This is a genomic window from Acidovorax sp. AC410, from assembly GCF_979253235.1.
In genome coordinates this window covers 1669362-1694586 of the sequence record NZ_CEEDCG010000001.1, presented here as the reverse complement: position 1 = coordinate 1694586, position 25225 = coordinate 1669362, and the positions used below count along the sequence as shown (strand labels likewise).

The window sequence follows — 25225 nt, the reverse complement described above, 5'->3', positions numbered from 1 at the left end:
GTCAGGGAACAGGGGAGTAACGCCTGCCTTTCAGCAAGCGACATGCCAGATGCGCCGCGCTGCACCGCAGGTCGCCCCAAAGCGGCCGTTTGGTGGGTGGCGGTGCGCTCCTACAGGGCGCTTGAGGGCAAATGGGATATACCGGTGCACCTTCCGAGGAGAGCTCCGCATGCATTCCATCACCCTGCGTTTTCTGGCGTCGCACACCGCCCCTTCGGCGTCCGGCCGCATCCACGGCGGTACCGTGCTGCGCTGGATGGACGAGGCAGGCTTCGCCTGCGCCTGTTCCTGGGCCGGTGGGACTTGCGTGACGGCATTCATGGGCAGTGCCAGCTTCGACCGGCCCATCCACCCGGGCGACCTGGTGGAGGTGCAGGCCAGCCTGGCCCACACGGGCGAGACCAGCATGAACATGCTGATCGAGGTGCGCAGCGGTGGCATCCAGGAAAAGGAGCTGCGCCAGGTCACGCATTGCGTGGCTGTCTATGCGGCGCTGGATGAGGACAGCGCACCCCGCGCCGTGGACAAGTTCTCGCCCGAGACCCCGGGCGACATGGCCCTGGCCGAACGCGTGAACGCGCAGGTGGAGGCTGCCCGCCCCCCTGCAGGCTCAGCCCATTGAGGACGGCGCGTTGACGACCTGCAGGAACTCCGGGTCCTGCAGGTAGCGCTCGAAATCCGTGTCCTGCAGGAACTGCGAGGGTGGTTTGCCCAGGCTGCGCGCCCTGGCCGCCGCCGGCAGCAGGCGTGCCTTGTCGCTGGTCAGCGCGTAGTAGCAGGCCAGGTTGTACATCAGCGTGCCATTGGTCTGCACCGCCGGGTCGAAGCCCGGTCCGACCAGGGTCGCCATCACGGCCTCGGCCAGGTCGCGTTCCTTGGTGCGCATGGCAAAGGCCAGGGTCTGGCTGGCGATCACACCGACGTTGTAGACCTGCTTGTCGTCGCGCTGGTACTTGCCCATGGACGGATAGACCTGGGCCAGGTAGTGGCGCACCAGCCGCGAGGACGAGGCGAAATCCTGCCGGCCATTGAAGTGGTTGACCAGCTGCGCATACGCGTGGGTGATGTCCGAGGCATCGCCCTGCACCCGCTGCAGGTCCTGCGCCAGGTCCTGCGCGATCTGCAGGAACGCGGGCAGTGCGCCGGGCGAGCGCTGGGCGGCGGCGTTCGCATCCCTGAGCGCCTGCACCGATGCCTTGCGCGCGGATGCGGGCCGCGCCGGATTGCCCACGTAGGCCATGCGGGCGCCAGGCAGCGCCTGCTGCAGGCTGCCGCTGCGCAGCAGCACCGACATGCCCGACGTGGGGCCTTCCAGGTCGGGCACCTGCACCACCAGCTCCAGCGGGCCCTTGCCGCCTTGCAGCCGCTCGAAGGCCGCGCGGGTTTCGCTGGCAGACAGCTCGATGCGCAACTGCATGTCTTCCTCCTCGGAGGAAGTGCGCCAATGCAGCGTCAGCGCCGAAGGCAGTGCCTGCAAGACGGGCCACAGGGCCTGCACGGGGATCTGCGGACCCATGCCATCGTGGCGCTTGCGCGCGTCGGGGCTGCGCAGCCAGGTGTGTGCGGGGGGCGCGGCAGCAAATTCCACCAGGCCGTTCACGGCATACGAATGCGTCGATGGCCCGGTGAACACCGGGCGCCATGCGCCGGCCTCGTGGCCCGTGGCCTGGCCTGGCACCGAGCCGCGCGGGCGCACCACGTACAGGCCGATATCCTTCTCGTAGTGCCGCAGCAGCGCCTCTTCTCCGGGGTGGTGCAGGTAGCTGCGCGGGTGCACGGTGAACCAGGGGTTTGCGTCTGGCAGCACCGGCGACGGGTCCCACCACGCCATGTGGGGAAAGCGGAACTGCCCATTCTCCTTGGGAATGAAGGCCTTGAACTTGAGCACCTCCCTGCCCACGCGCAGCTGGGTATGGGCATCGCCGAACCAGTAGCGGCTGGGCAGGTCGCCGCGCACACCCAGGGCCTTGAGGGCCACGCCCACGGTGGCCCCGAGCAACTGCCCGCTCAGGCCCTCTTCCAGGTGCAGGCGGCGGCGTTCGAAGTCCACCACTTTCACGCGCGGGATGTCTTGCCCGGTGCTGTCGAAGTCCCCGGGTTCGATCTCCGTCCAGCCCTTGCGGGCAGGGTGGTAGCCGCCAAGGCAGGTGGCGTCCCAGCCCAGCGTCTCGGCCGAATGGGTGCGCTGGCGGCAATAGGTGTCCACCTTGTCGCGCTGGCGCGTGATGTCCAGCACCCATGCCTTGCCGCCGGACAGCAGGTAGGCCCAGGCGCTGGTCTCGTTGCGGCCGAACTCCACCTGCTCGGCGCGGTCCAGTTCGGCGAACAGCTCGGCCTCTGACAGGCGGTTGCCGTCCACGGCCGGCGCGTACGGCTTGCGCTGCCGGTCACCGCTGTACACCCAGTCCATGTAGTAGTGCGGCGTGAACACGATGCCCGAGGTGTACAAGCCGCTGGGCACGCGCAAGCTGTCCAGCAGCTCCCCTTGCGGGCTGAACTTCCACAGGTAGCCCCCGGCCACGGCCACCAGCTGGCGCGTGCGCGGCAGCGCGAACAAACCCTCCACCGGGCCGTGCAGCACCTTGCGCACCTCCAGGTGCTGCGAGGCCGCGGTGTTCTCGGACAGGCGGGGGTAGTCGGGGGGCGGTGCCGGTGGCCTGGCACCCGCAGCCAGGGGCAGCATGGCGGACACGGTCAGGAGCGCAAAGGTGCGGAGCAGGAAGCGGTTCATGCAAAGGGGCTGCGAAGGAGCCGCCATTCTGGCCCAGCCGCTGGGTCAGCCACCCCCCATCCGCGCCGCCGAAGTTGTGCCAAATTGTGCAAAATCGGGACCATGCAGCGCTTTGTTCCTCCCCCTTGCGATCTGCAGCCCTGGCTGGAGGGGGCTGTGGTCGTGGACAGCCCGGCCGAACTGCAGGGCTCGCAATTCCCGGCCATGGTGGGCAGCATGCTGGTCGTCCGATTCGAAGGCGAGGTGCTGCGTGGCGGCGCGGCGCTGCCTGCGGCGGCCTGGATCAGCGCCAGCACGGTGGCCACGGCCTATGCGCACCAGGGCCGTGTGCGCGCCGTGGGGCTGATGCTGCGGCCCGAGGCGGTGCCGTCGCTCCTGCCCACCGGGCGGGGCATCGTGAACGGGGTGCGACCGATGTCGGCCATGGCCGTACCGTCCTGGACCCTTGCCGAGCAGGCCATCCGTGCGGCGCCCGATGACGATGCGCGCATCGGGGCGCTGTGGCAGTTCGTGCGCCAGGAACGGGCCTCACAAGTGCAATGCGAAGAGCGCCTGGTGCGGGCCAGGGCCCTGCTGAACCACGCAGGCGCAAGCGCGCAGGGCACTGCGCCCCGCTCCGGCGTGGGGTCGCGCCAGTTCGAGCGGCGTTTTGTCGCCGAGTGGGGCATGACGCCCAAACAGTTCCAGGTCATCGCCCGGTTCAGCATCACGCTGCAGCAAGCGATGGCCGTGCCGGCGGAGCCCGGCGCGCACCTCGCGGCCGACCAGGGTTACTACGACCAGTCGCACATGGCGCGCGACATGCGCAGGCTGGCAGGCCAGCCCCTTCAGGAACTGGTGAAGGAAGCGGCCCAGCGTGCGCCCAGCGCGCACTGGCCCTTGCAGGTCGGTGCGCAGGCGCATCAGGGTGTGGATTCGCCGCGCAGGCGCTGAGCCAGGTACAGGGGCAAGGCGAACGCCAGGCCGATGCCGAAGCAGGCCAGCACATAGGCCCAGCGCCACGCTCCCAGGCGGCGATCACTGACCACCCAGGCCGAGAACGCCACGGCCGCAAGGTACACGTCCACGGTGATGCTGGTGGTCAGCGCGTTGGCGGCGGCATCGCGCCAGTACACCCCGGGCGCGACGCTGCCCCCGCCCTGGAAATACACCAGGTTGAAGTACCAGGGGACTGCCATGCCGGCGATGGCCAGGAGGAAAAGAAAACCGCGCAGGTGTTTTTGCTGCATATGTCAGGGGCCCGCACCGTGGCAGGCGTTGGGTGGATGAAGAACCCCTGAGACTAGGCTTGCAAGCCCTCTGGCGATAGGAAAAATGCGACACGGCCGACACGCAGCGTGCCGGCCAGCCGCTCACGGAGCGCGTGGCAGCGAGGTGACTGCGCCACCGTCCACCTTTTGCTCCTGGCTGTCCGGCGGACAGGCTTCGTCGGTGTAGACCGTGCGCCCGCCCTGGATGCACTTGCGCAGTGGGGGCGCAGGGGCCGACGCCGCTCCACGTGCGCCCGCGGCGGCGCGCTGCGCGGTCTTCTTCTCGGGAGGCAGGGAATCCTCACCGGGGCGGTTCATCTTGCTCCAGGCCTTGTCGACCCAAGGCCGGACCTGGGGCAGCCACTGGTCGGCCGTCCACCATGCTGCGCCAGCGGCCGCCAGCAGGGCCAGTGTCCAGAGCGTGGGTTTCCAGGGGTTGCGCATGGCCGTGGCCCCTCCCATCAGCCCAGGTGCTGGCCCAGGATGCCGGCCAACTCGAACATGCCCGCACTGTCCTTGCCGAACACCGCACGCAGCTTGTCGTCGGCGACGATGGTGCGCTTGTCCTTGGGGTCCTGCAGGTTGTTCGCCTTGATGTACTCCCAGAGCTTCTTCACGGCCTCGGGGCGGGCCACCGGCTCGGTGCCGATGACGGCTGCCAGCGCGGCGCTGGGGGCGGCGCCGGCCGCGGCCTTGCGCGGTGCCTTGGCGGCGGCGGTCTTGGTGGCCGCCGCCTTCTTGGCGGGTGCCTTCTTCGCGGCGGCCGCCTTGGCCGGGGCCTTGGCAGCAGCCGTCTTGCCGGCAAAGGCACCGGCGGCTGGCTTGCGCGGCGGGAACTTGCTCGGCGCGAACTCGAAGTTCACCTTGCCGGCTTCCTTGTCCCAGGCCAGGAAGGCCTTGAACGCGCGGCGCGTGCGCATCGAGACGAATTTGTCGAGCAGGTCGGTCTTGCCCGTTTCCAGCAGCTTGTGCATCTGCTCGCGCTCCACCGGCTGCTGCAGGATGATCTTGCCGCTCTTGAAGGTGCAGCTCGGCGTGGGCTGGGCGGCGGTGGGCACGGCCTTGCTGCACACATAGTTGGCGCCGTGCTCGTGCACACCGGCGCCGCAGATCGGGCAGGGGCCCAGGGACGCATCGGCAAACTCCACCAGCTCGCCCGATTCCTCGGCGTTCTTGTCGTCGCCGAAATCGAACTCGAGCTTGTAGTTGTGTGCCTCGTCGTCGTACTTGATGACGATCTCGGAGGTGAAGGGCCAGCCCGCCTTGGAGCGGAATCCTTCGAGCGGCCCGATCTTCTTGTCGCGCAGCAGGGCTTCGGCCTCGGCGGTCTCGAAGGTGCGGCCCGCAGGCGACTTGCCGAAGCTGAAGCCGCAGGGCTCGGCACCGGGCTTGCCCACGCAGGCGAAGCGGCGGTAGTTTTCCTTCACCACGCCGCCGCAGTTGGGGCAGGGCGTGGTCAGCGTGGCGTAGTCGCCCGGAATGGTGTCGCGGTCGTATTCCTTGGCCTTCTTGACCATGCGCTCGGTCATGGCGGCGATGTCGGCCATGAAGGATTCGCGGCTCAGTTGCCCCTTTTCCATCTGCGAGAGCTTGAACTCCCACTCGCCCGTGAGGTCGGCGCGGCACAGCTCCTCGACTTCCAGCCCGCGCAGCAGCGTCATGAGCTGGAAGGCCTTGGCCGTGGGGATCATTTCACGCCCCTCGCGCAGCATGTACTTCTCGGTCAGCAGGCCTTCAATGATGGCCGCGCGCGTGGCGGGCGTGCCCAGGCCCTTCTCCTGCATGGCCTCGCGCAGCTCCTCGTCATCGATCTGCTTGCCAGCGCTTTCCATCGCGCCCAGCAGCGTGGCTTCGGAGTAACGGGCCGGGGGCTTGGTCTTGAGGCCCTTGGGGTCCACCTGCTCGGTCTGCACGGTCTCGCCAGGCTTCACGGGCACCAGGTTCTGGCCCTTGTCGCCGTCCTTGCCGCCCTCGACCTCGTCGGCCGCTTCCTTGCCGTAGATGGCCAGCCAGCCGGGGCGCACCAGCACCTTGCCCTCGGTCTTGAAGCTGTGGCCCACGGCCGTGCTGATGCGGGTCGTCACCGTGTACTCGGCACTCGGGAAGAACACCGCCATGAAGCGGCGCACCACCAGGTCGTACAGCTTCTGTTCGGCTTCCGACAGGCCGCTCGGCGCCTGCAGCGTGGGGATGATGGCAAAGTGATCGCTCACCTTGCTGTTGTCGAAGATGCGCTTGGAAGGGCGCACGTAGTTGTTGGTCAGCGCCGTGCGCGCATGCGGCGCCAGGTGGCGCATGCTGCTGTCGGCCAGCATCTCGAAGGTCTGGCGCGCCACGGGCAGGTAGTCCTCGGGCAGCGCGCGCGAGTCGGTACGTGGGTAGGTCAGGGCCTTGTGGCGCTCGTACAGGCTTTGGGCCAGCGCCAGCGTGGTCTTGGCCGAGTAGCCGAACTTGCCGTTGGCCTCGCGCTGCAGGCTGGTCAGGTCGAACAGCAGGGGCGATGCCTGGGTCGTGGGCTTGCTCTCTTCGGTCACCGTGGCCGGCTTGCCGCGCACGGCGTCGGCAATGGCCTGGGCCTCGCGCTGCGACCAGACGCGGTCGGCGCGCAGTTCCACGTCCTCGCTTTTCTTCCACTTCGGGTCGAACCACTTGGCCGGGTACTCGCCCGCCTCGGCCGCGAAGCTGGCATGCACCTCCCAGTAGTCGCGGCTTACGAACTTGCGGATCTTCTCCTCGCGCTCCACCACCAGCGACAGCGTGGGCGTCTGCACCCGGCCCACGGTGGTCAAAAAGAAGCCGCCGTCGCGCGAGTTGAAGGCCGTCATGGCACGCGTGCCGTTGATGCCCACCAGCCAGTCGGCCTCGCTGCGGCTGCGCGCCGCATGCGCCAGGCCCGCCATCTGCTGCTCGCTGCGCAGGGCGTCGAAGCCGTCGCGGATCGCCTGGGGCGTCATGGACTGCAGCCACAGGCGCTTGACGGGCTTGCCCAGGGGCTTGGCGCCACCGGCGTACTGCTCGATCAGGCGAAAGATCAGTTCCCCCTCGCGGCCCGCGTCACAGGCGTTGATGAGTTGCGTCACGTCCTTGCGCTTGGCCTGCTTGACCACCGCGTTCAGGCGCGTCTTGGTCTTGTCCACGGGCTTGAGGTCGAAGTACGGCGGGATCACGGGCAGGTGGGCAAAGCTCCACTTGCCGCGTTTCACGTCGAATTCCTCGGGCGCCTGGATCTCCACCAGGTGGCCCACGGCGCTGGTGACTACATAGCGGTCGTTCTCGAAGTGGTCGTCGTGCTTTTCGAACTTGCCCGCCACGGGCGTCAGTGCGCGCACGATGTCCTGCGCCACCGAAGGTTTTTCTGCAATTACCAGGGTCTTGGTCATTTTTTGGTTTCTCGCCAGTCTGGCTGTCCGGCATCCGGCCGGTCGCTTCTACAATTCGTTGCCTCACGCGTACACGCGCACGCGCATGTGTGCATATTCAAGTTAACAGAGTTTTTGCCATGCCCCGCACCGCATCGCCCGCCGCCCCTTCCCATCCATCGGGCCGCCGCATCCAGACCAGGCGCTCGGGCGTGCATGGCAATGGCGTGTTCGCCGTGCAGGATATTGCAGAGGGCGAAGTCCTTGTCGAGTACACGGGCGAGGTGATCGGCTGGGAGGAAGCGCAGGATCGCCACCCCCACGATCCCCTGCAGCCCAACCATACCTTCTACTTCCATGTGGATGAAGACCACGTGATCGACGCGAAGTTCGGCGGCAACTCCTCGCGCTGGATCAACCACAGCTGCAACCCCAACTGCTATGCCGACGAGCGCGATGGCCGCATCTTCATCACCGCGCTGTGCAACATCGCCGCCGGTGAAGAGCTCAACTACGACTACGGCCTGATCATCGACGAACCCTACACGAAAAAGCTCAAGGCCGAGTATCCCTGCTGGTGCGGCAGCGACAACTGCCGGGGCACCCTGCTGGCGCCCAAGCGCGGCTGGCGCCCCCCGATGCCGCCCGAGCCGGCAGCGCCACCGCGTAAAAAAGGTAACAAAAAGAGCGAGGGCGCCGCGAAGGCCGCCCGGGATCCCCGGCCATGACCGCGCTCGCCTTGCACTGGCCCGCCGAAGCCCTCTGGGAAGCCGTGGTGCCCCAGTTGCCCGGCTTTTCCGTCGAGGTGCTGCCCAGCATCGACTCCACCAACACCGAACTCATGCGCCGTGCGCGCGCCGGCCTGTGCGACCCCACCCTGCTCGTGGCCGAGCAGCAGACCGCAGGGCGCGGGCGTCTGGGCCGGGCCTGGCAGAGCGACGTGGGCGCCTCGCTCATGATGAGCCTGGGGCTGCCCCTGGCACCGGCCGACTGGTCGGGCCTGTCCCTGGCCGTGGGCGTGAGCGTGGCCGAGAGCCTGCAGCCGGTGCTGCCGCCCGAGGGCGCAGGCCAGCCCCCCCGTGTCGGACTGAAGTGGCCCAATGACCTGTGGATCACCGGCGACCGCAAGCTCGGCGGCATCCTGGTCGAGACCGCCAGCTTTGTCGCGCCGCAGAGCGCCAGCCCGGATGCGCCGCGCGCCGGCGCTGCCACCCGCTATGTGGTGGTGGGCATCGGCATCAACGTGCTGCCGCGCAGTGGCGAGGGCATGAGCATGCCCCCGGCCAGTCTGCAGGAGCTGGAACCCGGCCTCACGGCCCCCGAGGCCCTGCTGCGCATCGTGCCGCCCCTGGTGGCCATGCTGCAGGCCTTCGAGGGCTACGGCTTTTCGCCCATGCAGGCCCGCTTCGCGCAGCGCGACATCCTGCAAGGCCGGGCCGTCACCCTGAGCGACGGGCAGGCGGGCACGGCCCATGGTGTGGGGGAGGACGGCGCCCTGCTGGTGCAGACCGCCCTTGGCATGCAGGCCATCACGAGTTCGGAAATCAGCGTGCGGCCCAGCCCCGCACTGCCGTCATGAAAGAAGGAGCTGCATGCTGCGCCTGCTCATCCTGATCCTGCTGCTGGCCAATGGCGGCTACTACGCCTGGTCACAAGGGCATCTGCGCGAATGGGGCTTTGCGCCCGTGCAGGAGGGCGAGCCCCAGCGCCTGGGCCAGCAGCTGCGTCCCGAGACCTTGCAGATCCTGCGGGCCCGGCCGACCAACCCGGCACCGCCGTCCCCCGTGGCCGAAGCCGCACCGGCCTCCACGGCCACCGAGTGCCTGCAGGCCGGTGTGTTCGATGAACGCCAGGCCGAAGCCCTGCGCACGTTCGCTGGCGGCCTGCCACAGGGCAGCTGGGCGCTGGAGCCCACGCCCCTGCCAGGCCGCTGGATGGTCTACATGGGCCGTTTCGAAGACCAGGAAGCCCTGGACAAGAAGCGCGCCGAGCTGCGTGCCCGCAAGGTGGATTTCGACCGGCCTGGTGGCACGCTGGAGATCGGCCTGTCCCTGGGCCGCTTTGCGACCGAGGACGCTGCCAAGCGCGAGCTGGTGGCCCTGGGCGAGAAGGGCGTGCGCACCGCCCGCGTGATCCAGGAGCGTCCCGAAGCCACGGGCTTCACCCTGCGCCTGCCCGCCGTGACCGATGCGCTGCGCCCGCAACTCGACACGCTGCGCAGCGCGCTGGCCGGCAAGGCGCTGCGCAGCTGCAGCTGAGCTGCCGGCGCCTGCGGGCCATGCACGCGGTGGCGTCCGATGCCGTTCCCATTTTCCTTGCGAACCTGATTCCATGACCGAAGAAGCCTCTTCCATCCAGTGTGGTGCGCACGGCGAAGCCACGCCCACCTATGTCTGCGGGCACCTGCACCGCAACCCCGTGCAGCGCTGGTTCTGTGACGCCCCCGAGGCCGACTACCCCTACCCGGACGCCTGGTGCGCCGCTTGCGATGCCGAGCTGCAAAAGGAAGGCGGCGAGTGGAATGAGCGCAACGAGGGCTGCCTGGATCTCCAGATCCTCTGCCACCACTGCTACCAGGGCTCCATGGCCCAGAGCGTCGGCGCCATGGCCGAGCCCCAGCAGCACGCCTGGGAAGATGCCGTGGTCGATGCCCACCATGCGCTGGTCCACAAGCAGCAGGCGCTCGAATCGGGCCACGGCATCTCGCGCTTCGAGCGCTGGGACTACGACCAGGCACAGGGCACGCTGACCTTCTCGCAAGAGGGGGCTCCACGGGTCGTGGCGGACATTGAGTTCATCGGCTCGGTCTCCAAGGCCAGCGGTACCTGGCTATGGGCCTGGGCGAACTTCAGCAACCATGCCAAGGTGGCGACCCGCATCCCGGCCGTGCGCGAGTGGGGCGAGGTCCACGGCTTTCTACCGCTGACCGTGCCGCGCTGGGATGCGGATGTGACGGATGGCTGGGAGCTTTCGGGCGTGGCCGCGCAGGTGCTCGGTGCGCGCGGGGTGTACCGGGCGCCCACGGACAATGGCTACCTCTTCATGGCGTTGATGTCGGTGCGGGCGGTGGGGTAGCCTTGGGATGGCGCTCTGCGCCATCCTGGGGCCCTCAGTCCAGCACGATGCGCGCGAAGCGGCTCACGCGCCGCATCTTGTCGACTTCCTTGCGGATCTGCGCTTCGAACTCCCCGGGCAGGCTGCCGGAACCGAACAGCCCCTGGTCCGCCAGTTGGGCCCTGACGGCCGGCTCCTGCAGCACGGCGGCCACGGCATCGCGCCACTGCCGCGCCATGGCGGCAGGCATGCCTGCCGGAGCGACCAGGCCGAACCAGGACGGGTCGTTGCTGGAGAACAGGCTCAGCTCGGCATAGGTGGGAACCCCCGGCAGCACGGCCAGCCGCTCCTTCCACGACACGGCCAGGGCCCTCAGCCGACCGGCCTGGATGTGCGGTAGAGACGAGGCCACCTGGTCGAAATACACCGGCACCTTGCCCGCGACCACGTCGGCCAGCGCCGGTGCCGCACCCCGGTAAGGTACGTGGGTCATGAAGGTGTTGGTCGTGCTCTTGAGCAGTTCGCCCCACATGTGGCCGATGGTGCCGTTGCCGGGCGAGGCGTAGGCCACCTTGCCGGGCTGCGCCTTCGCGTAGCGGATGAATTGCGCAAAGTCCCGCGCCGGCAGGTCGGGGTGGACCACCAGCACGCCGGGCGCCTTGACGATTTCGGTGATGGGCGTGAAGGCGTCGATGTTGTAGGGCAGGTGGCGGTAGACCGCAGGGTTGACGCCGTGCGTGGACAGCGTGGCGATGCCCAGGGTCAGCCCATCGGGCGCGGCGGCAGCCACCTCGGCCATGCAGGTGGCGCCGCCCGCGCCGGGGCGGTTTTCCACGGTGATGCTCCGCTGCAGCCGCTGCGACAGCGGACCCGCGATGGCGCGTGCCGTGATGTCGGTGGCGCCGCCGGCTGCAAACGGAACCAGCAGCCGCACCGGGCGCGTATCGGCCGTGGATTGGGCCCATGCGTGGCCTGCAGCCCATGCAATGGGGACGGCCCCGGTCAACAGAGTGCGTCGTTTCATCGGGGGCCTTGTAGATGGTGAAAGGCCCATTCTGGAGAGTTCGTGCCGCCGTGGATAACGACGTTTGGCACTCAGCATAGTCCTGGCAGGAATGTCCCGGTCGTGCCACGCCTGCGATGGCTACTCCAACGGGATCGCCCGCGTCTCCCCGTGCCGCATGAGCCAGACGCGCTCGGCCGGCACACCACGCTCGGCCAGCGCTGCTGCCAGGTCGCGCGGCGGGTGGTCGAAGGCCTCCTGGGTGAGTGCAAAGGTGCCCCAGTGCACGCCCATGGCCTGGCGCGCCTCCACGTCCAGCATCAGTTGCACGGCGTCGGCCGGGTTCACGTGCATGGGCTTCATGAAGTCGCGCGGCAGGTAGGCGCCGATCGGCAGGGCCAGGAAGTCCACGGCGCCCAGGCGCTGGCGGATGGCCTTGAAATCGCCGCTGTAGCCTGTGTCGCCCGGGAACAGGAAGCGCCAGGGCTCTGCCGCACCGGGACGGCTCCATTCGAGCAGGTAGCCGCCCCACAGCGAGGCATTGGTGTCGTTCAGGCTGCGGCGGCTCCAGTGCTGGGCGGGGGTGAAGTACACGCGCACACCCGGTGCCAGTTCCACGGCGTTCCACCAGTCGAGCTCGACGGTGTTGTCCATCCCGCGGCGCACGAACCAGTCCCTGAGCCCCATCGGCACGATGAAGCGCGGGTTCTGCTCTGCTGCGCGCAGGCGCTTCAAGGTGGCGCTGCACAGGTGGTCGTAGTGGTTGTGCGAGACCAGCACCGCATCGATGCGCGGTAGTTGCTCCGGCGTGAGCGGCGGCGGCACGCGCCGCGGCGCGCCGAAACGCCCCAGCGGGCCCGCATGGCTGGCCAGCGTGGGGTCGATCAGCACGTTCAGCCCCGCCACTTGCAGCAGCATGGAGACATGGCCGAGCCAGGTGACCACCGGCGCCTCGTGCGGTTGTGCCAGCAGCGCATGGTCCACGGGCTGGGTCCAGTCGCGCACGAAGCGCGCGTAGCCCCCGGTGGGCTCGCTGCGCGGCTTGAAATCCCCGCGCAGTGAGCGCCATGCCATCTCGTACCAGGGGAAATTGCCAATCACGACCTGGTCATCGGTGTTGCGAAAGCGGCGCGGCGGCGAAGCGGGAGAAGCAGGCATGGGGCATCCGGCAGAACGGGATTTTCATGATGCCTCAAACCGGTGTTCCCGGTCGGCCCCGTGGGCCAAGGCCCCAGTTCAGGCGGGCATGTGCTCGCTGGCCGCAAAGCGCACGCTGAAGCGCGCCCCCGGCGGCTGCATGCCGGGGTGGGCGTCTTCGAGCTGCACCTCGGCCCCGTGCTTGCGTGCGATCTCCAGCACGATGGGCAGGCCCAGGCCCGATCCGTCCGCATCGCTGCCCAGCGCGCGGTAGAACGGCTGAAAGACCAGGTCGCGCTCGGACTCGGGCACGCCCGGTCCCGAGTCCTCCACTTGCAGCAGCAACACCCGGCCGAAGGTGTCGGCCAGCACGCGCGCGGTGACCACGCCAGGCCGGTCGGGTGCCGACGGGGTGTAGTTGAGCGCGTTGTCCACCAGGTTGCGCACCAGCTCCTTGAGCAGCGTGGGGTTGCCGTCCACCCATACGCCGGGCGAGCCGGGCTCGGCGCCGTCGTAGCCCAGGTCGATGTGCTTTTCGAGCGCGCGCGGCACCGAGTCGCGCACTACTTCGATGGCCAGGCGCGCCAGGTCGCAGGGCTGGCGCGCAAAACCCACGCCGCTGCCTTCGGCGCGTGCCAGGGCCAGCAGCTGGTTGACGGTGTGCGTGGCGCGGATGCTGGAGCGGCCGATCTGCTGCAGCGAGCGCTTGAGTTCTTCGGTGCTGGTGCCCTCGCGCTGCGCCAGGTCGGCCTGCATGCGCAGGCCCGCCAGAGGCGTCTTGAGCTGGTGGGCGGCATCTGCCAAAAAGCGTTTTTGTGTGGCCAGAGAGTCGTGCAGGCGCGTCAGCAGGTCGTTCACCGAGGCGACCAGCGGCGCCACCTCCAGCGGCACGGTGCGGTCGTCCAGCGGCGAGAGGTCGTCGGGGTTGCGCGCGCGGATGCGCTGCTCCAGCTGGTTCAGCGGCTGGATGCCGCGCGCCAGCGCCAGCCACACCAGCAGCACCGCCAGCGGCAGGATCACGAACTGCGGCAGCATCACGCCCTTGATGATTTCGGTGGCCAGCACGCTGCGCTTCTCGCGTGTCTCGGCCACCTGCACCAAGGCCAGCGGGCTGTCCTTGAGGGCCAGGCGCACCCAGATGTAGGCCACGCGGATGTCGATGCCGCGCAGTTCGGCGTCGCGCAGCCGAACCTCGCCGGGCATGGGCACTTCGTCGGAAGGGGGCGCTGGCAGTTCGCGCTCGCCCGAGAGGAACTCGCCGCCCACGCCTTTGACCTGGTAGTACACCACGTCGGAATCGTCGGCACGCAGGATTTCGCTGGCGGGCTGGGGCAGGTTGAACTGCACCGTGCCCTTCTGTACCCCCACGAGCTGGGCCAGGGCATGGGCGTTGTACTCCAGCGCCCGGTCGAAGGGCTTGTTGGCCAGGCCCTGGGCCACCAGCCAGGTCAGCGCCAGGCTCACGGGCCACAGCAGCAGCAGCGGCGTGAGCATCCAGTCCAGGATCTCGCCGAACAGGGAGCGCTGCTCGCGCTGAAAGATTTTCAAGGCAATGCCGGGCTGGGGGGCAAAAGGGGCTAGCTCTGGATTTTTTCCAGACAGTAGCCCAGGCCGCGCACGGTGGCGATGCGGATCGGGCCGCGCTCGATCTTCTTGCGCAGGCGATGGATGTACACCTCGATGGCGTTGTTGCTGACCTCCTCGCCCCATTCGCACAGGCGCTCGACCAACTGCTCCTTGCTCACCAGGCGGCCCGCGCGCTGCAGCAGCACTTCGAGCAGGCCGAGCTCGCGCGCCGACAGCTCGACCATCTTGCCGTCGATGGTGGCCACCCGGCCGGCCTGGTCGTAGACCAGGGGGCCGTGCTTGATGGCGCTGCTGGTGCCGCCCATGCCGCGGCGCGTGAGCGCGCGCACGCGGGCTTCGAGCTCTTGCAGGCTGAAAGGCTTGGCCATGTAGTCGTCGGCGCCGAAGTCCAGGCCCTTGACGCGTTCTTCCACGCTGTCGGCGGCGGTGAGGATCAGCACCGGCAGGGCCGAGCCGCGGCTGCGCAGCTTCTTGAGCACCTCCAGGCCGTGCATGCGCGGCAGACCCAGGTCCAGAATCAGCAGGTCGAACTCGTTGTTGGTCATCAGCGCGGCATCGGCCTCGCTGCCGCTGGCCACGTGGTCGACCACGGCACCGGAGCTGCGCAAGGTGCGCAGCAGGCCATCGGCCAGCACCTGGTCGTCTTCGGCAATGAGGATGCGCATGCGGGTTGTCTCCTGGTGGGCGGCTTCGGTCTGCTGCCGGGCCTTTCCCTGGATTCTAGGCGCGCACCGCCGCCCGGGCGCAGCGGCCCGCGGGTGCCCGGTCAGGCCCGCGGGTCGTGGGCCAGCAGCGTGTCCACCAGCGCGCGCAGGTCGGCACGCAACCGGTCCATGCCTTCGGGGTGCTGGGCCAGCGTGGTCTCGTCCATGTACAGCTTGCGGTTGATCTCCAGCTGGATGCTGTGGCGCTGGCCGGCCGGGTTGCTGTAGCGGCGCACGAGTTCCACGCCCTTGTAGGGGTGGTTGTACTCCACGCTGTAGCCGCGCTCGCGCAGGTGCTCGCAGACCAGGGCCGAGAGAGCGGGGTTCGCGGTGCTGCCGTCGCGGTCGCCGACCACGAAGTCGGCATGCACCAGGCCCGGGAAGTCGGTGGCGTGGCTGGCGGCCACGGCAGGCATGGAGTGGCAGTTGATGTGGATGCTGTAGCCGTGGCGAGCGTGCGCGGCGGCGATGGCCTGCTGCACGGCGCCGTGGTAGGGCCGCCAGCAGCGGTCGATGCGTGCGCGCACTTCGTCGACTGACAGCTGCCGGTTGTAGATGGGCTCGCCTTCGTCGGTGAACTTCCAGATCAGGCCCTTGCCCAGGCGCACCTTGGAAAGCACGCGGGGATCGGTGGAGATGGGATCGGTCCACTCACCGTCGAGCAGCGTGGTGTCGAGTTCGGTGGTGTCGCGGTTGGCATCGAGGTAGATGCGCGGGAAATGGGCTTCCACCCAGGCCACGCCCAGCGCGGGAGCGAAGTCGTAGATCTTCTCGACATGGGTGTCCTCGGCGCGGCGCAGCGTGGGCAGGTCGCAGGCGGATCCGAAGTCGTCGGGGTAACGGGTGCCGCTGTGCGGCGAGTCGAGCACCAGTGCGGTGGTGCCGGGCAGGTAGGTGAAGGTTGCCGCAGGCGCCAGCGGAGTGCCGGGGGAACCGGTGGCACCGGGCTGGGCCTGCTGGAATCGTCGGTTGATCAGTTTCAAAGCGGCATGCATAGGCAGAGTGTGCGCAATAAGGGGCGGCTGGCCTAGCCGCCCGGACCGGTTGGAGACTATGGTTATCCCTGAAAGGATTCCGCAGTCCCGCCGGCTGTGGCCTTTGCCGGCCCTTTGCTTCAGGGGCCGGCGGGGTGTTGTCAGTCGAGCGCGATCTTGGCGTAGGCGGCCACGCGCTTCATCTTCTCGATCTCGCGCACCAGCTGGGCCGAGAACTCCTTGGGCGTGGTGCCCGAGGGGTACAGGCCCTGGCCGGCCAGGCGCTCACGCACCGCAGGTTCCTGCAATGTCTGGGCCACGGCCTGCTGGATGCGGTCCACGGCTGCGGCGGGGGTGCCCGCAGGGGCCACCAGGCCGAACCACGAGGGGTCGTTGTTGTTGGCAAAACCCAGTTGTGCATAGGTGGGGACGTCCGGCAGCACGTCAAGCCGCGTGGGCCACGAGACCGCCAATGCCTTGAGCTTGCCCGACTTGATGTGCGGCAGCGAGGAGGCCACCTGGTCGAAGTACACCGCCACCTGGCCGGCCAGCACGTCGTTGATGGCCGGGCCTGCACCACGGTAGGGGATATGCACCATGGAGGTGCCCGTGCTGCTCTTGAACAGCTCGCCCCACATGTGGCCGATGGTGCCGTTGCCGGGCGTCGCGAAGGACACCTTGCCGGGGTTGGCCTTGAGGTACTTCACCAGGTCGGCGAAGTCCTTGACTGGGAGGGCGGCGGGGTTCACCACGACCACGCCGGGGGCCTTGACGATCTCGGTCACGCCCACGAAGTCCTTGATCGGGTTGTAGGGCAGCTTGCTGTAGACGGCGGGGTTCACGCCGTGGGTGGACAGGGTGGCCACGCCCAGCGTGAGGCCGTCCGCCGGGGCGCGCGCCACCTCGGCCATGCCGATCGAGCCGCCTGCGCCGGCGCGGTTGTCCAGCACCACGGGCTGCTTGAGGATGCGGGTGAGCGACTCCTGCAGTGCGCGCACGGTGATGTCGGTGGCGCCGCCGGGCGGGAAGGGCACGACGATGCGCAGGGGCTTGGCATCTTGCGCCAAAGATATTCCAGGAATGAAAGATGCAGCAGCCAGGGTGGTGAGCAGGTGACGGCGTTTCATGGGTGGTTTTCCTATGGAGGGGGTTTGAGATTAAATGATCCAGTGCCACCTACCAAGCAATGGATGTGCCTGATAACATTCCGATATGGAATGATTTGAGAACTTACTATGTCTTCCCTCAGACGCCTTTCGCCACCCCTGCATCTGCTGCGGGCCTTTTCCACCGTGACCCGGTTCGGCGGCGTTTCGCGCGCGGCCGAGGCCCTGCACCTGACGCAGAGCGCGGTGAGCAAGCAGGTCAAGGAGCTGGAGGGCTGGGTGGGTGTGCCGCTGTTCGAGCGCAGCCGCAAGCGCCTGGCGCTCACGCCTGCGGGCGAGCGCTATGAGAAGGCGGTGCGGGCCGTGCTGGCGCAACTGGAGGCGGCCACGCTGGAACTGATCACCAGCGACGACGGTGGTGGCGCGCTGCACCTGTCGAGCCTGCCGACCTTTGCGGCCAAGTGGCTCATTCCGCGCTTGCCGCAGTTCCAGCAGCAGCACCCGCAGGTCACGCTGCACTTCGTGCCCTACGTGCACAGCTACAACTTCGAGCGGCCCGAACTCGACTGCGCCATCCTCTTCGGTGACGGCCATTGGCCCGGTGCGCATGCCCACTACCTCACGGGCCAGGACGTGGCGCTGATCGCACCGCGCACCCGCGTGGCGGACTGGGCCATCGACCACCCGCGCGACGTGGCGCGCCACACCCTGCTGCGCCATGTGACGGTGCCCGAGGCCTGGCTGCGCTGGAGCGAAACGCATGGCGTGCAGGGGCTCAACCCGCTGGCGGGCCCGCAGTTCGACCAGTTCCAGTCGATGATCCGCGCGGTGATGGCCGGCATGGGCCTGGCGCTGGTGCCGCGCTGCCTGGTGCAGGACGAGATCACCAGCGGCCTTGTGCGCGAGCCCCTGCCCGGCTGCGGCTACCAAAGCGAGGTCGGCTACTGGTTCTGCTACCCCGAGGGGCGCAACCAGCTGCAGACCCTGCAGCAGTTCCGCCAGTGGCTGCTGGCCTGTGCCGAACCTGCTTCCGCTGCCCCGCTGCCGTCTGCATAGGCACCCTGGCCTGTCGGCTCGTCAACGATGGTTGACGAACTCTGGGTTGTCAACTAAAGTTGACGACATGCAGGCACCCTCTCCCCTTCCCTCGCCCGAAGACCCCGAGGCTGCGCTGGCCGCCGTGGTGGCCTTGCGGCTAGTGGCCGACCGGCTGGAAGCCGGCGCCGTGGCGGCCGCGCTGGCGCAGGGCTGGTCCTGGGCGCAGATCGCTCAGGCCCTGGGTGTCAGCAAGCAGGCTGCGCACAAGCGGCTGTCCGCCCATGTTTCCCGATCCTGAGACAAAGGAGTTTCACCATGTTCCGCCAACTGCAGCACCGTTTCCAGAGCATGCGCACCCTGAGCCGGCTGTGCACGGGCGCCGAGGCACATGCCCGGTCGCGTGGCCAGGCCGCGCCGGGCGCAGAGCATTTCCTGCTCGCCGCCATCGACCTGCCCGACGGCTCGGCGCGGCGGGCGTTCGAGAGTGTTGGCGCCGACCCGGCGGCGGTGGGCGAGGCCATTGAGCGGCAGTACCGCGACGCCTTGCAATCCGTGGGGGTGCAAGCCCCGTTGCCGCCAGCGGCCGCACTGCAGGCTCCTGCAGCGGCCGGGCTGTACCGCGCCCAGCCTTCGGGCCAGGAACTGGTGCAGGCACTCGCCCGCTCAAGCAAGGAGCAGGCAGGCCCCTTGCTGGGGGCGCACGTGGTGGCCGTTGTCGCCACCATGCCGCAGGGCGTGGCGGCGCGCACGCTGCGCGCCCTGGGGATCGATGCCGCCAGGCTGGTGTTGGCCGCCCGGGCCCAGGTGCCATCGGCCAGCTAAGCGGGGTTCACGGCGCCTGCGTGCCAGCGGCATCACCGCCCGCATAGGCCTCCAGCCCGATGGCCACCACCGTGGCCACGTCCTTGCCCACTTCGCTGCGGAACTCCGCCTCGGCCTGGGCCACTGCATCGCGAAAGGCCTGCAGCCACGCCAGCCCCGTGGGGGTGAAGCACACACGCCGAGCGCGTGCATCGAGCGGGTCCGCCGCGCGCGTGATCAGGCCCCAGGCCTCGCACTGGTCCACCAGGGTGGCCATGGCCTGCTTGCTCATGCCGGCGCGCTGGGCCAGGTCGGTCAGGCGGTCGCCCTGCAGCGCCAGGTGGCGCGTGATGTGGACGTGCGCCGCGCTCACCTGGTCGCGTGCGGCCAGGTTGGACAGGGCCAGCGGCACCTCCACGTTGTGCGCCATGAGCTGCAGCACCCGGGCGTCGAAGCGGCGCATGGCGTGGCCGAGCAGGCGGCCCAGGTGGGTCTGGCGCCAGCCATCCTCGGCGGGGCTGGGCGGCGGTGCCGCGGGCAGGAAATCAGGCATGCGGCATTGTCAGGCAAACTGACTAAATAGTGCATTGATGCAATCCAACGGCTCGCATAAACTACTGTTCAAGCATCCAGCCTGTAGTTAATTGCAGACGAGGTGCAAACATCCAACCCGTTGTTTTTCAAGGAGTTTTTCATGGACGTCGCAGTCAAAGGCACCAACCCCCCCCTTCCCGTCAACACCGAAAAGGCCAAGGCGCTGGCGGCTGCACTGGCCCAGATCGAGAAGCAATTCGGCAAGGGCACCATCATGCGCCTGGGCGAAGGCGAGGTGATCGAGGACATCCAGGTGGTCTCCACCGGCTCGCTGGGCCTGGACATCGCCCTGGGCGTGGGCGGACTGCCGCGCGGCCGCGTGATCGAGATCTACGGCCCGGAATCCTCGGGCAAGACCACGCTCACCCTGCAGGTGATTGCCGAGATGCAGAAGCTGGGCGGCACCTGTGCCTTCGTCGACGCCGAGCACGCACTGGACGTGCAGTACGCCCAGAAGCTGGGCGTGCAGCTGTCCGACATGCTGATCAGCCAGCCCGACACGGGTGAACAGGCCCTGGAAATCGTGGACAGCCTGGTGCGCTCGGGCGCCGTGGACCTGATCGTCATCGACTCGGTCGCCGCGCTCACGCCCAAGGCCGAAATTGAAGGCGAGATGGGCGATGCCCTGCCCGGCCTGCAGGCCCGCCTGATGAGCCAGGCGCTGCGCAAGCTGACGGCCACGATCAAGAAGACCAACTGCACGGTCATCTTCATCAACCAGATCCGCATGAAGATCGGCGTGATGTTCGGCAGCCCCGAAACCACCACCGGCGGCAATGCGCTCAAGTTCTACGCCTCGGTGCGCCTGGACATCCGCCGCACCGGCACCATCAAGAAGGGCGACGAAGCCATCGGCAACGAGACCAAGGTCAAGGTGGTCAAGAACAAGGTGAGCCCGCCCTTCAAGACGGCCGAGTTCGACATCCTGTTCGGCGAGGGCATCAGCCGCGAGGGCGAGATCATCGACATGGGCGTGACCGCCAAGATCGTCGAGAAGTCGGGCGCCTGGTATGCCTACAACGGCGAGAAGATCGGCCAGGGCCGTGACAACGCGCGCGAGTTCCTGCGCGAGAACCCCGACCTCGCCCGTGAGATCGAGAACAAGGTGCGCGAAGGGCTGGGCATTGCGCTGCTGCCCGACGGGCTGCAAGCGGCTGCCCCGGCAGGCGATTCGGACGAGTGATGCGGCGGCGCATTGGGCGCCACTGCAACACACCTGGGCGGCCATTGCGCAGTGTTGCGGCAATGGCCGCTGTGCATTGGACCATTGCCTGGCTGCCTGCCAACCAAACCCATGGGCTTTGACACCGTTTCCCTGAAGGGCCGCGCGCTGCGGTTGCTGGGCCAGCGCGAGCACTCGCGCGCCGAGCTGCTGCGCAAACTGCGCCCGCATGTGCAGGAGGGCGAAGACCTCGAGGCCGTGCTGAGCGAGCTGGAGGCCCGGGACTTCATCAGCGAGGAGCGCGTGGTGGCCTCGGTGCTACACCAGCGTGCGGGCCGCATGGGGGCGGCACGCATCCGCCAGGAGCTGCAGTCCAAGGGCATCGGCGGCGAGGCCGTGCAGCAGGCCGTGGCACAGCTGCAGGACACGGAGCTGGCCCGCGCCCGCGAGGTGTGGCGCCGCCGCTTCGGCGAGCCCGCCGCCGACCCGCAGGGGCGCGCCAAGCAGGTGCGCTTTCTGATGTCGCGGGGCTTCTCGGCCGACGTCGTGCGCCGCGTGGTGCGCGGCGTGGGGGATGATGACGTTTAGATGCCCAGCATCAGCTTGAGGTTCTGCACCGCCGCCCCGCTGGCACCCTTGCCCAGGTTGTCCAGGCGTGCCACCAGCACCGCGTGGCGGTAGGTCTCGTTGGCGAACACGCGCAACTCGAGCTTGTTGGTGTTGTTGAGCGCCAGGGCATCGAGCTTGCCGTCGGCGGTGGCCGGCAGCACGCTGACCCATTGCTCGGGGGTGTTGCTCTTGGCATAGTGCGCCGCCAGGGCGTCGTGCAGGTCGCTGGCCTTGGGGGCGCCGGGCAGGGTGTCGAGGTGCAGGGGCAGTTGCACCAGCATGCCCTGCTCGAAATTGCCCACCGAGGGCACGAAGATGGGCCGGCGCGTGATGCCGGTGTAGCGCATGATCTCGGGCAGGTGCTTGTGTGCCAGGCCCAGGGCATACAGCTCGAACAGCGGGGCCTCGCCCTTCTGGTAGGCCTCGATCATGGTGCGCCCGCCGCCCGAGTAGCCACTGACCGAGGGCAGGGCCAGCGGGAAGTCGGCCGGCACCAGGCCGGCGTCGACCAGGGGGCGCAGCAGTGCGATGGCGCCCGTGGCATAGCAGCCGGGGTTGGCCACGCGCGTGGCGGCGGCCACGGCCTCGGGCTGGCCGGCGGTCAGCTCGGGAAAGCCGAACACCCAGCCGGGCGCGATGCGGTGGGCCGTGCTGGCGTCGATGATCTTGATCTTGCGGCCACCGGCCTGTTCGATGCCGTCCACCATGGCCACGGTCTCGCGCGCGGCGTCGTCGTGCAGGCACAGCACGACCAGGTCCACCCCGGCGATCAGCTCGCGCTTGGCGGCGGGGTCCTTGCGCAGCTCGGGCGCGATGCTGACCAGCTCGACCTCGGGCATGGCCTGCAGGCGCTCGCGGATCTGCAGGCCCGTGGTGCCGGCTTCGCCATCAATAAAGACTCTGGACATGGGGTGCTCCTGCTGGTCTGGCAGCGTGGACTGCCGGGTAAGAATGGATGGACGTCAACGCTGTACGTGTTAGGCACAAGGGATGGTGCGTCGCAGCATGATACAGTCGAAGGTTGCCATGCCCCAAGCCCGCGGCCAGACACCTGTTCATGGTAAACGGGTAAATACCACCCTTCCCTGAGAGAGACCTCATGAAGATTCACGAATACCAAGGCAAGGAAATCTTGCGCAATTTTGGTGTGCCCGTTCCGCGTGGCATTCCCGCGTTCACGGTGCAAGAAGCCGTCGAAGCAGCCCAGAAACTCGGCGGCCCCGTGTGGGTCGTCAAGGCCCAGATCCACGCCGGTGGCCGTGGCAAGGGCGGCGGCGTCAAGGTCGCCAAGACCATTGACGACGTCAAGCGCATTTCTGGCGAAATCCTGGGCATGCAGCTCAAGACGCACCAGACCGGCCCCGAAGGCCAGAAGGTCCGCCGCCTGTACATCGAAGACGGCGCCGACATCAAGAACGAACTGTACGTCTCGCTGGTCACCGACCGCGGCACGCAGAAGGTCGCGCTGATCGCTTCGAGCGAAGGCGGCATGGACATCGAGGAAGTGGCCCACTCCACGCCCGAGAAGATCATCACCGAGATGATCGATCCCCTGACCGGCATCACCGTCGAACAAAGCAAGAAGGTGGCCGCAGCCATTGGCCTGACCGGCGCTTCCATCGACCAGGCCGTAGACATCTTCGCCAAGATCTACAAGTGCTACATGGAAACCGACGCGTCGCTGGTGGAAATCAACCCGCTGAACTGCGACTCCAAGGGCAACCTGATGGCTCTGGACGCGAAGTTCAACTTCGATGCCAACGCCCTGTTCCGCCACCCCGAGATCGTGGCCTTCCGTGATCTGGACGAAGAAGACCCGGCCGAAGTGGAAGCCTCCAAGTTCGACCTGGCCTACATCAGCCTGGACGGCAACATCGGTTGCCTGGTCAACGGCGCCGGCCTGGCCATGGCCACCATGGACACCATCAAGCTGTTCGGCGGCGAGCCGGCCAACTTCCTGGACGTGGGCGGCGGTGCCACCCCCGAGAAGGTGACCGAAGCCTTCAAGATCATGCTCAAGAACCCCAAGGTCGAAGGCATCCTGGTCAACATCTTCGGCGGCATCATGAAGTGCGACACCATCGCCACCGGCGTGATCACCGCCTGCAAGGCCGTGAACCTGAACGTGCCGCTGGTCGTGCGCATGAAGGGCACCAACGAAGAACTGGGCAAGAAGATGCTGGCCGAGTCCGGCCTGCCCATCATCGCCGCAGACACCATGGCCGAAGCTGCGACCAAGATCGTTGCTGCCGTCAAGTAAGCCCGGAGAACACACATGTCGATCTACATCAACAAAGACACCAAGGTCATCACCCAGGGCATCACGGGCAAGACGGGCCAGTTCCACACCGAAAAGTGCCAGGAATACGCGAACGGCAAGAACGCCTTCGTGGCAGGCGTGAACCCCAAGAAGGCCGGCGAGTCGATCTTCAACATCCCGATCTACGCCTCCGTCAAGGAAGCCGCGACGCAGACCGGCGCCACCGTGTCGGTGATCTACGTGCCGCCCGCAGGCGCTGCTGCCGCCATCTGGGAAGCCGTTGAAGCCGACCTGGACCTGGCCATCTGCATCACCGAAGGCATCCCGGTGCGCGACATGCTCGAAGTGCGCAACAAGATGAAGGCCAAGGAAGCCGCCGGCGGCAAGAAGACCTTGCTGCTGGGCCCCAACTGCCCTGGCCTGATCACGCCCGACGAGATCAAGATCGGCATCATGCCCGGTCACATCCACCGCAAGGGCCGCATCGGCGTGGTCAGCCGCTCTGGCACGCTGACGTACGAAGCCGTGGCCATGCTGACCGAAGTGGGCCTGGGCCAGTCGAGCGCCGTGGGCATTGGTGGTGACCCCATCAATGGCTTGAAGCACATCGACGTGATGAAGGCTTTCAACGACGATCCGGACACCGATGCGGTGATCATGATCGGCGAAATCGGCGGACCCGATGAAGCCGAAGCCGCCCAGTGGTGCAAGGCCAACATGAAGAAGCCCATCGTCGGCTTCATCGCTGGCGTGACGGCGCCTCCCGGCAAGCGCATGGGCCATGCCGGCGCGCTGATCTCCGGTGGTGCCGACACGGCCGATGCCAAGCTGGCCATCATGGAAGAGTCCGGCTTCATCATCACACGCAACCCTTCGGAACTGGGCAAGCTGCTCAAGGCCCAACTCAAGTAAGCACACCCGTCCGTAAGCACAATTACGGACGCATCGGGCGCAGGCGCTCGATACACTGGCCGCTCCAAAAAGAGAAGCGCCCGGAACCCCGGTTCCGGGCGCTTCTTGCATTCATAACAGTGGAGTCATTGACCATGGAATTTCTGCAAGCGGCCGATTTCTGGATCGGCCTGATCAAGATCGTCTGGATCAACATCATCCTCTCGGGTGATAACGCGGTGGTGATCGCCCTGGCGGCCCGCTCGCTGCCACCGGAGCAGCAGCGCAAGGCGGTGTTCTGGGGCTCGGGCGCGGCGGTGGTGCTGCGCGTGTTGCTCACGGTGGTGGCGGCCAAGCTGCTGGCGCTGTCTTTCCTGCAGGTCGTGGGCGGTTGCCTGCTGCTGTGGATCGGCTTCCAGCTGCTGAGCGATAGCGGTGAGGACGAAGGCGAATCCAAGACCTATGGCAGCCTGATGGCCGCCGTGCGCACCATCCTGATGGCCGACCTGGTCATGAGCCTGGACAACGTGATCGCCGTGGCCGCCGCGGCCCAAGGCAGCACCACGCTGCTGATCCTGGGCCTGGCCATCAGCATCCCGCTGGTGGTGTTCGGCAGCACGATGATGATCAAGCTGATGGAGCGCTTCCCCGTGATCGTGGTGCTGGGCGCAGCCCTCATCGGCTGGGTGGCGGGCGAGACCATCGCCGGCGATACGGCGCTGCAAGGCCTGGTGGCTGCCCATCCGTCGCTGCACTACGTGGCTGCGGCATTGGGTGCCATCCTGGTGGTGGGCGGTGGCAAGCTCTGGCAGCGCCGTGCCAGCCGCGCCGCGGCATCGGCCTGACAAAAATGGCATCTGCAGCGCCAGGCGTTGCAGGCCCGCGACAAGAACGGCAGGCAAAGGCCGTGGCCGCGGGGTTTTGGGTGCCGCAAGGGGCTGATCGCAGCCGGTGACAGCCGGGCT

Annotated in this window: 26 protein-coding genes; 14 read left to right on the top strand and 12 right to left on the bottom strand. The window is 67.8% G+C overall.

Features of this window, described 5'->3' with window-relative positions:
* The first annotated feature begins 169 nt into the window (after window positions 1-169).
* On the top strand, window positions 170-622 hold the full coding sequence (locus AC0IZS_RS07870; RefSeq protein WP_471635119.1) for an acyl-CoA thioesterase: 453 nt from the start codon (window positions 170-172) through the stop codon (window positions 620-622).
* Here the strand turns inward: AC0IZS_RS07870 and AC0IZS_RS07865 are convergent.
* Entirely contained in the window at window positions 611-2731 is a 2121-nt protein-coding gene (locus tag AC0IZS_RS07865; protein WP_471635118.1) for a TPR end-of-group domain-containing protein, read from the bottom strand. The genes AC0IZS_RS07870 and AC0IZS_RS07865 overlap by 12 nt on opposite strands.
* Window positions 2732-2833: 102 nt before the next feature.
* Between AC0IZS_RS07865 and AC0IZS_RS07860 the strand changes: the two genes are divergently transcribed.
* Complete coding sequence (locus AC0IZS_RS07860) at window positions 2834-3664, top strand: helix-turn-helix domain-containing protein (protein ID WP_471635117.1); 831 nt, start codon at window positions 2834-2836, stop codon at window positions 3662-3664.
* Here AC0IZS_RS07860 and AC0IZS_RS07855 read toward each other — a convergent pair.
* The 3 genes from AC0IZS_RS07855 to AC0IZS_RS07845 all read right to left on the bottom strand — a co-directional run bounded on the left by AC0IZS_RS07855 (window position 3634) and on the right by AC0IZS_RS07845 (window position 7361).
* Window positions 3634-3960: a DUF2834 domain-containing protein gene (locus tag AC0IZS_RS07855; protein WP_471635116.1), complete on the bottom strand. Its 327-nt coding sequence runs from the start codon at window positions 3958-3960 to the stop codon at window positions 3634-3636. The genes AC0IZS_RS07860 and AC0IZS_RS07855 overlap by 31 nt on opposite strands.
* A 123-nt stretch (window positions 3961-4083) precedes the next feature.
* Window positions 4084-4425, bottom strand: coding sequence for a DUF4124 domain-containing protein (locus AC0IZS_RS07850; protein ID WP_471635115.1), 342 nt, complete (start codon window positions 4423-4425; stop codon window positions 4084-4086).
* Window positions 4426-4442: 17 nt separating this feature from the next.
* Window positions 4443-7361, bottom strand: a complete 2919-nt coding sequence (locus AC0IZS_RS07845) for a DNA topoisomerase III (protein ID WP_471635114.1) — start codon at window positions 7359-7361, stop codon at window positions 4443-4445.
* Window positions 7362-7480: 119 nt separating this feature from the next.
* On the opposite strand from AC0IZS_RS07845, the gene AC0IZS_RS07840 reads away from it, so the two are divergent.
* The 4 genes from AC0IZS_RS07840 (at window position 7481) to AC0IZS_RS07825 (ending at window position 10415) form a co-directional block, all read left to right on the top strand.
* A complete protein-coding gene (locus AC0IZS_RS07840) occupies window positions 7481-8068 on the top strand; it encodes an SET domain-containing protein (protein WP_471635113.1) in 588 nt (195 codons plus the stop codon).
* Entirely contained in the window at window positions 8065-8919 is an 855-nt protein-coding gene (locus AC0IZS_RS07835; protein ID WP_471635112.1) for a biotin--[acetyl-CoA-carboxylase] ligase, read from the top strand. Before AC0IZS_RS07840 ends, AC0IZS_RS07835 begins: the two co-directional genes overlap by 4 nt.
* A 13-nt stretch (window positions 8920-8932) precedes the next feature.
* Window positions 8933-9598, top strand: a complete 666-nt coding sequence (locus AC0IZS_RS07830; protein ID WP_471635111.1) for an SPOR domain-containing protein — start codon at window positions 8933-8935, stop codon at window positions 9596-9598.
* 73 nt (window positions 9599-9671) lie between these two features.
* Entirely contained in the window at window positions 9672-10415 is a 744-nt protein-coding gene (locus AC0IZS_RS07825) for a DUF6882 domain-containing protein (protein WP_471635110.1), read from the top strand.
* A 34-nt stretch (window positions 10416-10449) separates the two neighbouring features.
* On the opposite strand, the gene AC0IZS_RS07820 is transcribed toward AC0IZS_RS07825, so the two are convergent.
* The 6 genes from AC0IZS_RS07820 to AC0IZS_RS07795 all read right to left on the bottom strand — a co-directional run bounded on the left by AC0IZS_RS07820 (window position 10450) and on the right by AC0IZS_RS07795 (window position 16926).
* A complete protein-coding gene (locus AC0IZS_RS07820; protein ID WP_471635109.1) occupies window positions 10450-11418 on the bottom strand; it encodes a tripartite tricarboxylate transporter substrate-binding protein in 969 nt (322 codons plus the stop codon).
* Between the two features lie 120 nt (window positions 11419-11538).
* The gene (locus AC0IZS_RS07815; protein ID WP_471635108.1) at window positions 11539-12555 is read right to left on the bottom strand and encodes an MBL fold metallo-hydrolase; all 1017 of its coding nucleotides are present in this window, start codon (window positions 12553-12555) and stop codon (window positions 11539-11541) included.
* Window positions 12556-12633: 78 nt separating this feature from the next.
* The gene (locus AC0IZS_RS07810) at window positions 12634-14082 is read right to left on the bottom strand and encodes a sensor histidine kinase N-terminal domain-containing protein (RefSeq protein ID WP_471635107.1); all 1449 of its coding nucleotides are present in this window, start codon (window positions 14080-14082) and stop codon (window positions 12634-12636) included.
* 29 nt (window positions 14083-14111) lie between these two features.
* Window positions 14112-14786 (bottom strand): response regulator, encoded by a 675-nt coding sequence (locus tag AC0IZS_RS07805; RefSeq protein ID WP_471635106.1) that lies wholly within the window; start codon window positions 14784-14786, stop codon window positions 14112-14114.
* A gap of 101 nt (window positions 14787-14887) precedes the next feature.
* Window positions 14888-15820, bottom strand: coding sequence for an N-formylglutamate amidohydrolase (locus AC0IZS_RS07800; RefSeq protein ID WP_471635105.1), 933 nt, complete (start codon window positions 15818-15820; stop codon window positions 14888-14890).
* 140 nt (window positions 15821-15960) lie between these two features.
* Window positions 15961-16926 (bottom strand): tripartite tricarboxylate transporter substrate binding protein BugE, encoded by a 966-nt coding sequence (locus AC0IZS_RS07795; protein ID WP_471635104.1) that lies wholly within the window; start codon window positions 16924-16926, stop codon window positions 15961-15963.
* Between the two features lie 108 nt (window positions 16927-17034).
* Between AC0IZS_RS07795 and AC0IZS_RS07790 the strand changes: the two genes are divergently transcribed.
* The 3 genes from AC0IZS_RS07790 (at window position 17035) to AC0IZS_RS07780 (ending at window position 18765) form a co-directional block, all read left to right on the top strand.
* Window positions 17035-17961: a LysR substrate-binding domain-containing protein gene (locus AC0IZS_RS07790; protein WP_471635103.1), complete on the top strand. Its 927-nt coding sequence runs from the start codon at window positions 17035-17037 to the stop codon at window positions 17959-17961.
* A 67-nt stretch (window positions 17962-18028) separates the two neighbouring features.
* The gene (locus AC0IZS_RS07785; RefSeq protein WP_471635102.1) at window positions 18029-18241 is read left to right on the top strand and encodes a helix-turn-helix domain-containing protein; all 213 of its coding nucleotides are present in this window, start codon (window positions 18029-18031) and stop codon (window positions 18239-18241) included.
* A gap of 17 nt (window positions 18242-18258) precedes the next feature.
* Window positions 18259-18765, top strand: coding sequence for a Clp protease N-terminal domain-containing protein (locus tag AC0IZS_RS07780; RefSeq protein ID WP_471635101.1), 507 nt, complete (start codon window positions 18259-18261; stop codon window positions 18763-18765).
* Window positions 18766-18772: 7 nt separating this feature from the next.
* Here the strand turns inward: AC0IZS_RS07780 and AC0IZS_RS07775 are convergent, their stop codons facing one another.
* A complete protein-coding gene (locus AC0IZS_RS07775; protein WP_471635100.1) occupies window positions 18773-19297 on the bottom strand; it encodes a MarR family winged helix-turn-helix transcriptional regulator in 525 nt (174 codons plus the stop codon).
* A 141-nt stretch (window positions 19298-19438) separates the two neighbouring features.
* On the opposite strand from AC0IZS_RS07775, the gene recA reads away from it, so the two are divergent.
* The gene (gene recA / locus AC0IZS_RS07770) at window positions 19439-20521 is read left to right on the top strand and encodes a recombinase RecA (RefSeq protein ID WP_471635099.1); all 1083 of its coding nucleotides are present in this window, start codon (window positions 19439-19441) and stop codon (window positions 20519-20521) included.
* 111 nt (window positions 20522-20632) lie between these two features.
* A complete protein-coding gene (recX, locus tag AC0IZS_RS07765; protein WP_471635098.1) occupies window positions 20633-21088 on the top strand; it encodes a recombination regulator RecX in 456 nt (151 codons plus the stop codon).
* Here recX and argC read toward each other — a convergent pair.
* Window positions 21085-22017, bottom strand: coding sequence for an N-acetyl-gamma-glutamyl-phosphate reductase (gene argC / locus AC0IZS_RS07760; protein WP_471635097.1), 933 nt, complete (start codon window positions 22015-22017; stop codon window positions 21085-21087). The two genes, recX and argC, sit on opposite strands and share 4 nt — an antisense overlap.
* Before the next feature lie 191 nt (window positions 22018-22208).
* Between argC and sucC the strand changes: the two genes are divergently transcribed.
* From sucC to AC0IZS_RS07745, 3 genes are all read left to right on the top strand, one after another.
* Window positions 22209-23369, top strand: a complete 1161-nt coding sequence (gene sucC / locus AC0IZS_RS07755) for an ADP-forming succinate--CoA ligase subunit beta (protein WP_471635096.1) — start codon at window positions 22209-22211, stop codon at window positions 23367-23369.
* A 15-nt stretch (window positions 23370-23384) separates the two neighbouring features.
* Window positions 23385-24281 carry a succinate--CoA ligase subunit alpha gene (sucD, locus tag AC0IZS_RS07750; RefSeq protein WP_007860711.1) on the top strand — a complete coding sequence of 299 codons (897 nt, stop codon included), beginning with the start codon at window positions 23385-23387 and terminating at the stop codon, window positions 24279-24281.
* Between the two features lie 134 nt (window positions 24282-24415).
* Complete coding sequence (locus tag AC0IZS_RS07745) at window positions 24416-25105, top strand: TerC family protein (RefSeq protein WP_471635095.1); 690 nt, start codon at window positions 24416-24418, stop codon at window positions 25103-25105.
* Window positions 25106-25225: the final 120 nt, after the last annotated feature.